13 protein-coding genes are annotated in these 12,619 nt (G+C 47.9%); 7 read left to right on the top strand and 6 right to left on the bottom strand.

The window, feature by feature from the left end:
• Positions 1-123: 123 nt before the first annotated feature.
• Positions 124-363 (bottom strand): hypothetical protein, encoded by a 240-nt coding sequence (locus N836_RS75735; RefSeq protein WP_152532111.1) that lies wholly within the window; start codon positions 361-363, stop codon positions 124-126.
• Between the two features lie 13 nt (positions 364-376).
• On the opposite strand from N836_RS75735, the gene ltrA reads away from it, so the two are divergent.
• Positions 377-2,053, top strand: a complete 1,677-nt coding sequence (gene ltrA, locus N836_RS49130; protein WP_023072111.1) for a group II intron reverse transcriptase/maturase — start codon at positions 377-379, stop codon at positions 2,051-2,053.
• A gap of 247 nt (positions 2,054-2,300) precedes the next feature.
• Here ltrA and mobQ read toward each other — a convergent pair whose 3' ends face one another.
• Entirely contained in the window at positions 2,301-4,337 is a 2,037-nt protein-coding gene (gene mobQ, locus N836_RS73155) for a MobQ family relaxase (RefSeq protein ID WP_023072110.1), read from the bottom strand.
• A gap of 263 nt (positions 4,338-4,600) precedes the next feature.
• On the opposite strand from mobQ, the gene N836_RS49125 reads away from it, so the two are divergent.
• From N836_RS49125 to N836_RS73150, 4 genes are all read left to right on the top strand, one after another.
• Positions 4,601-5,146, top strand: coding sequence for a hypothetical protein (locus tag N836_RS49125; RefSeq protein WP_152532110.1), 546 nt, complete (start codon positions 4,601-4,603; stop codon positions 5,144-5,146).
• Between the two features lie 20 nt (positions 5,147-5,166).
• Positions 5,167-5,709: a metal-dependent hydrolase gene (locus N836_RS49120; protein WP_031292369.1), complete on the top strand. Its 543-nt coding sequence runs from the start codon at positions 5,167-5,169 to the stop codon at positions 5,707-5,709.
• 469 nt (positions 5,710-6,178) lie between these two features.
• Positions 6,179-6,400, top strand: coding sequence for a hypothetical protein (locus tag N836_RS49115; RefSeq protein WP_023072106.1), 222 nt, complete (start codon positions 6,179-6,181; stop codon positions 6,398-6,400).
• A gap of 432 nt (positions 6,401-6,832) precedes the next feature.
• Positions 6,833-7,387 (top strand): restriction endonuclease, encoded by a 555-nt coding sequence (locus N836_RS73150; protein ID WP_023072105.1) that lies wholly within the window; start codon positions 6,833-6,835, stop codon positions 7,385-7,387.
• Positions 7,388-7,994: 607 nt separating this feature from the next.
• Here N836_RS73150 and N836_RS49110 read toward each other — a convergent pair.
• Positions 7,995-9,035, bottom strand: a complete 1,041-nt coding sequence (locus N836_RS49110) for a replication initiator protein A (RefSeq protein WP_031292363.1) — start codon at positions 9,033-9,035, stop codon at positions 7,995-7,997.
• Between the two features lie 159 nt (positions 9,036-9,194).
• On the opposite strand from N836_RS49110, the gene N836_RS49105 reads away from it, so the two are divergent.
• Positions 9,195-9,980, top strand: a complete 786-nt coding sequence (locus N836_RS49105) for a ParA family protein (RefSeq protein ID WP_235071072.1) — start codon at positions 9,195-9,197, stop codon at positions 9,978-9,980.
• Entirely contained in the window at positions 9,980-10,906 is a 927-nt protein-coding gene (locus tag N836_RS49100) for a ParB/RepB/Spo0J family partition protein (protein ID WP_023072102.1), read from the top strand. The genes N836_RS49105 and N836_RS49100 overlap by 1 nt, the downstream gene beginning before the upstream one ends.
• Before the next feature lie 48 nt (positions 10,907-10,954).
• Here N836_RS49100 and N836_RS49095 read toward each other — a convergent pair whose 3' ends face one another.
• From N836_RS49095 to N836_RS49085, 3 genes are all read right to left on the bottom strand, one after another.
• The gene (locus N836_RS49095; RefSeq protein WP_161634956.1) at positions 10,955-11,737 is read right to left on the bottom strand and encodes a hypothetical protein; all 783 of its coding nucleotides are present in this window, start codon (positions 11,735-11,737) and stop codon (positions 10,955-10,957) included.
• Between the two features lie 102 nt (positions 11,738-11,839).
• A complete protein-coding gene (locus tag N836_RS49090; protein ID WP_152532109.1) occupies positions 11,840-12,163 on the bottom strand; it encodes a hypothetical protein in 324 nt (107 codons plus the stop codon).
• Positions 12,164-12,207: 44 nt separating this feature from the next.
• On the bottom strand, positions 12,208-12,396 hold the full coding sequence (locus N836_RS49085; RefSeq protein ID WP_031292359.1) for a ribbon-helix-helix domain-containing protein: 189 nt from the start codon (positions 12,394-12,396) through the stop codon (positions 12,208-12,210).
• Between the last annotated feature and the right edge of the window lie 223 nt (positions 12,397-12,619).

Raw genomic sequence — 12,619 nt, 5'->3', positions numbered from 1 at the left:
CTTCCTACCATTCGAAGGGAGACAAAAAGGGATCAGCTCTAATGGGCAACTCCTGGGCTACCGTAACCTTCCCGGAATAGAGTTGAGACCTAACGATGTTGTATCTCGACAGTGTAAAACAGGCTAACCCCCACTGGGTCCGAGGGAGAAAGGTCGTTTCCCTCGGTAAGCAGACCGCAAGGAACGCCGAATACCCAAGGGGGGAGAGGATGTCAAAGAAGCGAAGGCCGTCACCCGAAAGGGAGCAGGAAACAGGGCAAGTCCTTGATAACTGGACGGATAGGGCAATACCCAACCGGAAACGGAGCTGACTTTGACAGGTGATGCTTGCAGAAGATGACCGAGTGACGAAACCGAACTCAAGGGAAAAGTTAGGATGCGTGCGAGCGCAAACGTAACCAAGAGCACCACCGACTGGCATCGCGTTAATTGGCGTGAGGTCCGACGACGGGTGAGGAATCTGAGACGACGAATCTTTAAGGCAACGGAAAAGGGAAACTGGCGAAAGGTCCGCAATCTCCAACGTCTGATGCTTCGGAGTTACTCCAACACGCTGCTGGCTGTGCGCAGAGCGACTCAAGAGAACGCCGGAAAGAAGACCGCAGGGGTGGACCGGGTGCTGGTGAAAACCTCAAAAGAACGAGGGAAACTGGTGGACGACCTGATCAACCACCCAGACTGGCAACCTAAACCCGTCAGGCGAATCTATATTCCCAAAAACAACGGCAAACTACGTCCCTTAGGAATTCCAACTATTCGAGATCGCTGCTTACAGGCACTGGTCAAGAATGCGCTGGAACCCTGCTGGGAAGCACAGTTTGAAGGCACAAGCTACGGCTTTCGTCCAGGCAGAAGCCCCCACGATGCGTTGGAAAAGATACAAGTATCGACAACACCGCATCGGAAAAAGAAATGGGTGGTCGATGCTGATATCCGAGGGTGCTTTGACAACATAAGCCAAGACTATTTGATGTCTAAGATCGGGAATTTTCCCGGTCGCCGACTGATCAAGGAATGGCTGAAAGCAGGGTATGTGGACCAAGATGTGTTCCATCAACCGACTACAGGCACCCCACAAGGTGGAATTATCAGCCCTCTGCTAGCTAACATCGCGTTACACGGGATGGAAGCAGCCCTGGGAGTCAAATACGACTCCTGTGGCGAAAGCAGAGGACCGAGAATTCTGGTGAGATATGCTGACGACTTTGTCATCTTATGCGAATCCCAACCTGATGCTATCAAGGCCAAGGAGGAAGCCCAATCCTGGCTCCAGGAAGTCGGTCTAGAACTCTCTGAGGAAAAGACTCGAATTGCCCACCTCACGGAAGGCTTTGATTTCTTGGGATTCAATGTAAGACACTACAAAACCAGCAAGACGAGAACCGGATACAAGCTGCTCATCAAACCCAGCAAGGACTTTCTGAAACGCACTCGTCGCGACATCAGGGAAGTCTTCCTGAATCATCGTGGCAAATCAACGTTGACGTTGATAGCGGCGATGAACCCCATCATTCGTGGCAAGGCCAACTATATGAAGTCGATGGTCTCTAGTGAAGCTTTTAGCAGCCTAGATCACTATCTCTTTATACGACAGTTTCGCCATGCCAAGCGGACTCATCCAAGGAAAAACAGTACTTGGCGAGTCAATCGATACTGGGGACGTTTCAACCTTCAGAGACCCAATAACAAATGGGTCTTTGGAGATAAGGAAACAGGGGCCTATATGCTTAAGTTTTCCTGGTTCAAAATCGAACGACATCGACTCGTCCGTAAACGCAGCTCCCCCGATGATCCCGCTCTCCAAGCTTACTGGGCGGAACGCAATCGACGGGAAGGAGCCACTGAAGCAGAAAAACTCGGGAAAATCCGCCGAACAGTGGCCAAAAAGCAGGACTTTCAATGCCCTGTCTGTGGAGCCTCACTCTTTAATAGTGAACCGCTTCACCTCCATCACATTATTCCTCAATGCGAAGGAGGAACTAACGAGGTCAAGAACCTTGTATGGCTACACGAGTTCTGTCACCAACAGGTGCACTACTCACAAATCCCCTAATCCGTGCATTGCTTGAGCCGGATGCGGTGAAAGTCGCACGTCCGGTTCTGAGGGGGGAAGGGAGTGGTAACGCTCCCGACCTACCCGACCCCCCGCTGGTCCATTATTTGACTTACACAAAAACTACGACTAAATTTCAGACGTTTTGCTCTGTTCTTTAGCAAGAGAGGGTAGGACTAGCGAAGCTACTTCTATCCACCGCCTGATCGCCGAAACGTAGACCAGTTAAATCTTTGGAAGAAATTAGCTATCGTCTTGGTCCTCGGCGTTGCTGTTTACGTGGTTCTCGGTTTTTGCTGACATCTGTTGCGAGTCCCAATCGATCCAGTCGATACTCATGCTCCTGTCCTCGTTGTTGTAGCTCCTGTCGTTTCTTTTCCTTGGCTTGCCTGACATAGGACGATCTCAAGGTGGGCATCACCAGCAGTTCCAGATACTTCGATTGATGCTCGGTGGAAGGAAGAGAGGCAGCGATGGGACTGCGTTCGATCACAGCTCTGTTGATGGCATTGAAGCTAAAGCCTGCAATTCTGAGCTTTGCCGTAATGTCCACGTCAGTCTCAGGCTTGAGCACCGCTGTTTCGCCGTATGCCTCAGCCTGACGGCTCAATTCCTTGGCATATTCCCGCTTAGCCATAGCATGACTTCCAGCCTGTTGTTCTGTTTCAGCATCGGTTTTCTGTCGTATTCGGTGAGCCTGGTTAATTCGCAGGCGACTGTTAGGGGATTGTCGAGCCGCTTGCTTAATGGCCGCGACTAAATCGGCATCCAGTTCAGCAATATTAGTTTCAGTGTGGTTAGGGTTGTCTAAGACCAAATTTTCATTGGCAGGGTCGTAGAACGGGCGATATGGCGGTGTGTACTCTTGGCCAAGGGTATGACGGACTTCAAAGGTGGAATATTTCCCAAAAGCGGCACCTTGGCCGGGCTTTACTGGTGGGGCCTGGGCCGTGGTGCTGGTTTCTAGCTGTGCTGCGGCTTGGCTTTGCCGGTTGAGAATGGCTTCACTCTGTTGTCGCTGAGTCTCTCGGTTGTAAACCTTGTCTACAAGACGGCGAATAAACATCACCCGTTGGTTTGGGTGCTGCTCCATTATCTCTGGACTTGATTCGGCGAGAATGCGCCGTGCCTGATTTTTACTAACGCCGCGTCTTGCCAAACGTTCTGTCAACAACCACCTGTCGGCAACTCGGTAATACCCCCTGCCCTTGTCTGAGAGGCGTTGCTTGAGGCCAGTGCAGTAGAGCTGCTCAACCGTTGCAGAGGTATCAGGGGGAACGGTTGATCGCATCGCTATGTCAAGGCGGCGATCTCGTTCCTGGGTTGCTTGGTGGCCAGTGTAGGTCTTCAATACGTCGATGGTTCTGTCGGTCACGCCCCAAGATTTTATCTCCTCCCATACAGAGGTCTCTTGGGGCTTATCTCGTTCCGGCTCTAGCTCCTTGTACTGCTGCCACTGTTCGATCAGTGAGCGTTCATCGGATGCTTGTTGCGTGTCCCCATCTGCTTGAGTGCTGAGGATCAACTCAGCTGATGCATGCTGTTGCTGGACCACGGTATTACGTTGTGCCCGTCGCCGATTTTCATTGGCAATCGCTCGGTAGGTATCGCCCACATCGGTGCGCACTCCATTACGCTCCATCTCACAGACGACCGGCCCCAAGTGTATCTGGGGCACTCGGTCAATTCCCTGTTCCTTCAGGCTGCGATGATCGACGCGTTCAGAGTAGCCAGCCTGCTCTAGATCACGATTGACGTGGTTAGCCCACTCCTCCCGCCATTCGCTGATCAACTTTTTGTTATTCCAGGTGCGGTTTTTAGTGCCAAAGCCGTCTGCGGTGATCTCTCGCATGGTGAGCAACACATGGGCATGCGGATTATGAGAATCGAAATCATGATAGGCAATATCAGCAATCATGCCACGTTTGACAAAGTGGGTTTGCACATACTCACGCACCAACGTTTGTTTTTGATCGTGGTCCAATTCTGTTGGCAAAGCGAGCAGCATTTCACGCGCCAATTGAGCGGTATTGCGTCGCGTGCTTTGATCCTCTTTTCGCTCAACAGCGTTCCACAATTCCGATCGATTGCTGGCCCAACCTGGCGCGGTGTCCGGGGTTAAAATCTCACAACCATAAACGCCTTTTTTGCGCGTGTAATCGTAGGTTTCACCATTGGTTGTGTCGTGGATTTTTTCACCGGACCGATAGGCGGCTTTCGCTGTGATGGTCGTCGCAGACTTACTACGAGAGATGACCTTAAAGTCGAGATAGTAAAGTGCCATTGGTGTCACTCAGGAACGCCGCCAGGGGGATCAGGGGGTTTGCCCCCGACGCAACCATTACCGCCCGGTAATGTATAGTTGCGCCCTTTGTCTGCTCCGGCCAACCCATTTCTCTCACTTTCAGGACTGTTGAGGAGCAGACGGCGCGGGGGTGTTGCAAAGATACCGACTGTACAACCTGCGCAAATGTCGCCACCCTGACCAGTACATTATTACTAATTTTAGCTATCATGGCTGGAAACTGCGGGTGGAGGGATACAACCGTGGCGACACGAAGACAGATATTAGAACAACAAAAACAGAAGGCTTTGCAAAAAGCCGAGCAGGCCGCCAAGCGCGCCAAAGAAATTGAGAAACTGATTGCAAAATCTGACCGCACCCGCGAAAACCGCCGTAAATATATCGTCGGTGGATACTTGCTGCGCGCGCTGGAAGAGGGAAAAGCCCCGTGTCAAACTTTCGAAGAACTGATTCACATATTGAACATTAGTCTGGTGACAGATCGCGACAGAGAGGTGTTTGACCTGCCTAAATTAGCGAAGAAACCGAAACGAGCACGGCGGAAGAAAAAAGCAGCCACAATCACCGTGGAAGCGTCTGATACTGGTACGGCAAAAACAATCACCACGACGTTGCCAACATCTCTAATTGAAGCGACAGTCAGTCCACCTGCTGTGATTCATACAGATGTGCCGGTACATGATGTGGCAAATGACCAGGAAGACAGGGAAGAAAATATCCCTCTCCCGCATCCACATGTGTTACCTGAGGCGAGTGATCAATCTGTTGCCCAACACTTCAACCTTTAATCGAAGGTAAGACAAATCCAATGATGGCGCAAAATCACGTCCCGTTTGCCATGAGCTGTTGGTGGCTGTACGCAACTATGACCAATTTACCGATCGAGGTTCAGGGGACGATGACCGCTGCGATCGGGGGAATGATGCCGGATTTAGATCACCCTGAGAGCGCGCTTGGGCGGCGCATGTTGCTGGTGAGTGTCCCTATCTCTTCACTCTGTGGACATAGAGGGGTAACGCATTCTCTATTGGCGGTTGTGGTGCTGCTTTGGCTGTTAGTGGCCGTCACTACCCTGCCCGCCTATCAACATCTGGCATGGCTGATAACGCCGCTGATTATTGGCTATTTGTCCCATATTCTGGGCGACAGTTTGACCCCTTCCGGGGTGCCGCTGTTGTGGCCGCGTAAGGGTAATTACAGTTTCAATCTGTTCAAAACCCGAAGCTGGCAAGAAACGGTGTGTGTTGGAATTTTCACCATTGGAACCGTGCTGATTTTCGGGGTTTGGGAAAGGGCCTTTGCTGATTTTCTGGCTACGGTTCCTAAATTTCCACGCGGGGTAGCTTATTAAGAGTGCGGTGCCAGGTAGCGCAATAGCTAGAATGCCCTAAATTCGTAGATATTGATTGTTGTGAAAGGTAGACCGACTCTAGAAATAGTCACACCTGATACATTGCTAGAGTCCTGCTATTTTCAAAAAAGATTGCTAGAATTAATGAACTATCACAATCTTAGCTACTTGGGAGTGGTTTTTCATCTCTTCAATCAAAATTTGAGTCAAAAGATTTTTCATTAGCAACCACTCTTGCTTTTGTACTCGATTTTGAATCATACCTAGTAAGGCATCCACGTTTAGTGGTTTGGTCTTTGCTCTTTATCGTATCGGCACTGTCGGTATGGGAAGGCTGTCTTAAGGTCTTGGTTCAAAATCGGTACACGAAAAGTCGTATCAACTGTTTGAACTGAAGAGTCACAGCTCGCCATTAGTGTGAATTTTGCCTTCGCTGGGTAGTAGGTTTTGTATCCTAACGAAGCGTAATATGTCTTTGGAAAAACCACCTCAGAAGCCTGATTCAGGGCTTATTATTCGAGCATCCATAGAGGTTTCTCGGGAATTGACTAAGGATTTGATCAGTGGGTTAAATCCCTGGTTGATTCCTATCGGCTTAGCGTTACTCACTGGCTCAGGCATTGTGTTGTCACCCAACTTCAGGGAGCCTGGTCAACTGGAACCACCAGCGCAAACGGAGGTGAAAAAGTGAGGACTTAAATTATCTGACAACAATTAGACACGCATTGCAAAAGCCTGGGCCAAGGGGTCTGGGCTTTTGTGTTGTAGAGCTAATTCACGCCCCCACTCTTCTATTCTAGCCAGGTTTTGAAAGAGTATTTTTATCGAACTTCACGCGCATACCTCATCATGAGGTGATTCGCCTAGCCAACTACATTAGGCCATGCTGCAGAGCAGGGAGCTGGCAACAAGAGACGACACCCGCCTACCCTACGCGTCAAAACGGCAATAGAAGGCCGTGAGCACGTATCGAGGGGATTTTGGCTAGGGGAGATTCTGAAAAGGCCAAAGGGTAGTGCTGACGCGGCTCAAATGGCGACTATGAGGCTAAGGACCCCAGCTTGACGGGGTGCGCTCAGAACGGCATCTTGGCAGACGAAATGTGCAGGGGGAATGCTCATCGATGACGGCTGTTGCTGATCAAGCTTTTCAAATTCCATCCTGGGTGTGGAAGTATAAACCCAAGCGACTCAAACGGCCTGTGGATGGCCGAGTTTTCCAAGTGCCGACACAGAAACAGGCGATGAAGAATGCTCGCATCATCTTGCAGCGGATTCGCAAGGACTATGCGCACCTGACTCTAGCCGAGAAAACCCCGTCCATCCTTGAGGTACTAAGGGTGATATGTCCCTTCGTTTATGAGGCAGTCTTACTGACTACGATAGATGACCATGGTTGGCGCATAATGCGCAGCTGTTTTACCCATGATGGGGGCATTGACGGGACTTTTTTCTTACCAACTGGCGAAAAATTTCTGATCCAAGCCAAGCGGTATCGCGGAGAAATTGACCCTGAACATGTCATTGCACTCGCCAGCGTTGTGCATCGCGAAAAAGCCCAGGGGGGTGTTTTCATCCATACGGGATTCACCTGTACGGACAGTAGGTTTGTCGAGGAGCTAGCAGGGAATATCACGATCATTGATGGTGAGGATTTGGTATCTCTGGTGATGGAGTAGTCGCAGCCCGTTTTGTCCCATGTAAAACCATCATGGTTTGAATTGGTTCATCGTCGCCCTTGAAGCACCGCCTTGGTAAAAATCAGTTTGTGGGAAACTGGACCTACTTCTAGAACTACAATGCCGCTCATTGCCCATATCATCACCGAGACATACTCGGAATGGATGTCTTGGGTACTACCCTACGTGAAAGCATATGGATGATGCTCTATGGCGCTTAAAATCGATTTTTATTGAAAGCAATTCTGATGCTGGGTGGATGGTTGCTGTGTAGGGCTTTATTTCCACCTCAGGAGCATACCTTTTATTGCCAGCCTATTCGTGTCTTAGCCGACTTATCCACAACCGTTAGACGTTAGTTATTTGTTAATTAATTATTTGTTAGTAAAGTTACAGAGTGTATTTGTTAAACAGTTACGCCTCTTAGAAATAACTGTTTTATAAAAGGAAATTGCGGTTTTATGTCCGCGATATTCCGATAGTTTGTCCGTGATATTCCGATAGTGATTGTCCGTGATATTCCGATAGTTTGTCCGTGATATTCCGATAGTGATTGTCCGCGATATTCCGATAGTAATGTCCGCGATATTCCGATGGTGAGGTGCACTTATCCACAGGCCAGAATTGGATTATCGGACGCATATTTTTTGCAAAAAGCGAGGAAGGCTTGATCAGGTTTTTGAGGGTGTTGTTTGTTTTTTGCCCACTCTTTCCAGGCATTACAGATAAATTCGATGTCGTAACCAGGATAGAGGCGCACTGCTTCTGAATAAGTTGCCTCAGAAATATTAAGGTTGGCACGTTTGTATACCGTTTTTACAGGTGTAAGCGGTGCAAAGATCACTGTTTGGGCGCTGATTTTTTGCCCCCTTCGCCTGCCCTCATCGATTTTTATGGTGTAGTCAGGCAGCGGCTGCTTTTTTTGCATGGCGAGAATGTCAGCTTTAAGCTTGCGTGCTTCTCGGGTGGTGCCACATTTTTCTGCTAGTTTTTCAAGGCTGATCGTCCATCTGCTCTGACGGCCGCAGTGTTTGCGTGCCAGCTCGTACAACCGCCGTTCTAGCCCCCCTTTTATAGAAAAATAATCCTCATTGATCGATAGGACTCGTCTGTCATTTACCAGCGCACGAAACATCCAATCGTTGAGGGTGACTTCAACCGCTTTCATAATGAAGCGCCCATCGGATTTTTCCTCTTCAATGATGCGCCATGACTCTATCCAGCCGAACCCACCACGCTCACGCTGATTGCCTGATGTAATGTTTGTGACAATGTTAGTACTGCGCAAGCGATCCAGGGCGTTTATAAACAAGTCATAGGAATGCTTGCCGGTCCCCCTGCCCGTCACCTTAAGACAATCATAAGCAGAAAACCGAATCATTCTCTGAACAGTGAGTCCTTTTTCAATCCGGTCATTAATGATAGTTTGCAGGTAAATCAGAATGTCTTTATCCCAGACGGTCGCTATGCCTTTCGGGCCTGGCTCAATTCGGATTTGCGTATCGCCGTTGATAAACACCATCGGTTCATGCCGAGGTGATTTCTGAATCGAGAAGAAAGGAAACTCCATCAGAACACGGTCATTCTTGAGCGGTGCCCTAGCTATATCTGATAGAAAAAGATCTATTTGCTGAGGAGCTTGTGTCACCCTGAATGTCCGCGATATTCCGATAGTGAACCATAGCAAACAAATCGAGGCTTACAAGCCCCGTGAATACCAGTATTCACAAAAACCAAACCTTACTTGTAGAAACTGATGATCATCGATATATCATGTGTCCTGTGAATACCGGTATTCACACTCCATTTGTTTCACAACCCATACCTTGCAAAGATTTTTATGAGTCGCATCATCGCTTTTTTTAATCAATCTGGTGGGGTTGGCAAAACGACACTAACGATGAATATCGGCTATCAATTAGCTGATTTAGGTAGAAAAGTCCTTTTAGTTGATATGGACCCACAGGGATCTTTAACCGCCTTTATGGGTCTTGAACCGATGGATTTAGAGACGACAATTTATGATGCCGTGGTTCACCAAAACGAGTTAATGCTTTATCAAGATTTGCATGGCATGGATTTAGCGCCTTCCAGCATTGAACTTTGTCGTGCAGAAATGGAACTGGCAGCTGCGCTGATGCGGGAGCAACGTCTCAAAAATGCACTCGCCTCAGCATCTGAAAGCTATGACTTTATCTTGATAGATTGCCCCCCTAGTCTTGGCATATTGAGTGTCATGAGCTTGGTAACAGCAACCCATGTGATGATTCCGATTCAAACAGAATTCAAGGCTCTGAAAGGGACTGAATTATTGGTTAGAACCATTCTGGAAATTATGCAGGTGGCTAACAAAAAGCTGAAAATTGCTGGTATGGTACCCACCATGTTTGATGGTCGTACAACCCAAGCCAATCAAAGCCTGGAGTCCATAAAAGCTATTGCTGAGCAAGTCGGGCCAATTATGCCGACAATTCCCCGAAAAACAGACTTTGCCAATGCATCTCAGGCTCAAATGCCTTTGGCACTCTACGCTCCACAAAGCCCTGCTGTCAGTGTTCTAAAAGAAATTGCCGTAAAAATGGATACTTTGTAATGGCCGCAAAGAAAAAACCTCAACCTGGACCATACAAAATGAAGATTGTGACCCCTATGGTGAGCAATCCTCTTCCTGATGAGGAAGCAGCTGCACAATGGATCAAGTTAAAGCAACTGAATCCTGCAAATAAACAGCCAAGGTCATATTTTGCGCCTGAAAAAATGGTTCAATTGGAAGCTTCGATAAAAGAGAAAGGGATTTTAGAACCTCTTGTTGTTCGCCCGAAAGAGGGTGGGGGGTATGAAATCGTTGCTGGGGAACGACGGTATAAAGCGGCAACAGCACTGGAACTTGATGAGGTTCCCTGTGTCGTACGAAACTTCTCGGATGATGAGGCATTTGAAGCTGCCATCATGGAGAATTTGCAAAGAGACGATCTGAACCCTGTTGAAGAAACCCAAGCTATCTTGGGTTTACTTTGCAGAAAATTGGAACAGGAAAGGGAGGTTGTTCTCAACCATTTCAATTCAATCGCTGTTGCAAGCAGGAAAAAAATTGAACCCAATTTTGATGAATGGGAGACCATTAAGGCGCTCTTTGACGTTATTGGGCGGTTCACACCCAATAGCTTCAGAACCAACAGATTGCCTCTACTAGATCTTCCTGAAGACATATATACAGCCATTTCAAAAGGAGACATTGCGTATTCTACAGGCCGCCTAATTTCACGGGTAGAAGATGAAACTGAGCGCAAAGCTCTACTCGAAGAAGCAGATGAAAAAAAACTAACCCGTCGAGAAATTCAGCAGAGAATTAGAGCGTTAAACACGAAAGATGATGGGGCATCTGAAGTGTCTAAAGCCATTGATCGCATGGGGACGATTTATCGACGGGCCAAAAAATCACCGATATGGAATGACAGTGCTAAACGCAAGGAACTTAGGCAGCACTTAGATGCCATAGAAAAACTGTTAGGCGATTGAAAACAGGAAAAACCTAGTGATTCTTAAAGAGCAGGGGGTCGATATTTATTAATCATCAGGTCTTATTGCTAAAGCGGATTCTCCTGCCTCTGCAATATAAATGGGGTATCCAGCAATGTAAGGTCTTATATCGTAGGAATTATTAGAATAATCTTTGACATCAACACAAAAGTCCCTTATGCGGTATAGAGTGCAAATTTCTCGGCTCTGAGCAAGATCACAACCGAACTGACGTAAGAAAGCTAAATTGCCTTGTAATAAAGATCGGTGTAGGCGACGATACTGATGTATCCTACGATTTAAATTTTCCAAGCCTAACGACGCTCGAATATCTTTAGAAACTTGATCCAGCAAAAACAGTAACCATGTGTAACTGCTTTGCCTGCTGTAGAATGGCTTGCTGTTTTCCTGATCATATTCTAGTAAGTCCTCAAGCAGGATAAGATTTGAACCCGCATCCTTATCTCCAGATTCTGAAAACCATATCGTCATCCCAGTAAAAGTGCCTATCGATGTGTCCTTCGCTGGAATAAAGATTTTCGTTGCCTTGCACTCTTCAATAATGAACGTCGGCGGCTTTTCAGCTTTTCCATGCCAACGGCCATAACTCACATGGTTACCTTTGGTTAGGTAGTCATTCAGTGCCATCACTTTTTCATGGGTCGTCAAGGGACGTGCCTGCTGTTGCTGGGTGCCTTCCACACGTAGCCCGGTTAAACCCATACCAGCTTTCCAAACTGGCACCTTATCAAAGGTTTGCAGGGACATAAACTGCTCGACATACGAATCGAGCCGCCGGTGATCGACATAGAGATATTCAACGAGTGACATAGGCGTTTGTCCCAGGGAAATAGTCATTTCCATTGAGTCACAAAAGAACCTGCCATTCAGGCAGCTTTAAAAAAAGCTTTGTTTTACTTCAAAAATCTAGCGCTACGACGCTCGGTCCCATAATTGATTGAGGCGGGTGAGTACTTGGGTGAGGAGGGACTGTAGGGTTTCGGTGATAGCATCGAAACGTTGCATGAAGTCTCGATGCTGTCTGATATTTTGCTGGCTTTCGCCGATCAGCACTTCAATCTGTTGCTGCGTGGTGCGTTGACGCTCGTCCTGCACAGCAAATCCTTCGTTGATAGCCCCGGTAAAATTCTCGAACGATTGATCAAGTCGGCTAGACATGCCCGTGACTTGCTCGCCAAGGGCGGCGACAGCCCGATTGGTGCTGTCCAACTGCTGTTGGGTCCGCGTCTGAGCCATCACCAACTGCTCAAGCATGACTTCAATACGATCAAGACGGTCGGTCATTTCTTTGCATCTTTTGATTGGGCATTGCCTGGTTCTGGAATGATGCCATTCGCCAAGGCATTACGCACTTGAGTTTCAACAATAAATCCGGCGAGAGTGCTGGATTTATTTCCTTCTGATATTGCCCATCGTTCCAGCGCATCGGCAATCCCGTCGGGCAGGGTAATCATCACTCGTTTGCTCACGGCTGGACGATATGAACGTCTTACTAAAAGTATGCCAATTGCTTACGAACTGCAACGTTCAGAAATTCGTAAAGTATTGCTAATCAATAAAAAAGAGATACGTAAGCAATTGCTTACGTTATGCTACACTCATTCCTAGAGAGACCAAACTAGTTTTCTGAGGTCTGTTTGATGTCAGCGACGACTGTGTCAACCCAATCCAAACCTTCGAAGTCAAAATCAC

This window comes from Leptolyngbya sp. Heron Island J (genome assembly GCF_000482245.1).
In the GTDB taxonomy this organism is placed as follows: Bacteria; Cyanobacteriota; Cyanobacteriia; order Phormidesmidales; family Phormidesmidaceae; genus Leptothoe.
Note: the sequence above shows the minus strand (reverse complement) of the source record. Positions and strands in the feature narration are given on the sequence as shown.

Bases quoted from the DNA above. Each gene is read 5' to 3' on its own strand.
- mobQ (WP_023072110.1), bottom strand. From the start codon at position 4,337: ATGGCACTTTACTATCTCGACTTTAAGGTCATCTCTCGTAGTAAGTCT.
- N836_RS49120 (WP_031292369.1), top strand. From the start codon at position 5,167: ATGATGGCGCAAAATCACGTCCCGTTTGCCATGAGCTGTTGGTGGCTG.
- N836_RS49090 (WP_152532109.1), bottom strand. From the start codon at position 12,163: ATGGCTCAGACGCGGACCCAACAGCAGTTGGACAGCACCAATCGGGCT.
- N836_RS49095 (WP_161634956.1), bottom strand. From the start codon at position 11,737: ATGTCACTCGTTGAATATCTCTATGTCGATCACCGGCGGCTCGATTCG.
- N836_RS49100 (WP_023072102.1), top strand. From the start codon at position 9,980: ATGGCCGCAAAGAAAAAACCTCAACCTGGACCATACAAAATGAAGATT.
- N836_RS73150 (WP_023072105.1), top strand. From the start codon at position 6,833: ATGACGGCTGTTGCTGATCAAGCTTTTCAAATTCCATCCTGGGTGTGG.
- ltrA (WP_023072111.1), top strand. From the start codon at position 377: ATGCGTGCGAGCGCAAACGTAACCAAGAGCACCACCGACTGGCATCGC.
- N836_RS49115 (WP_023072106.1), top strand. From the start codon at position 6,179: ATGTCTTTGGAAAAACCACCTCAGAAGCCTGATTCAGGGCTTATTATT.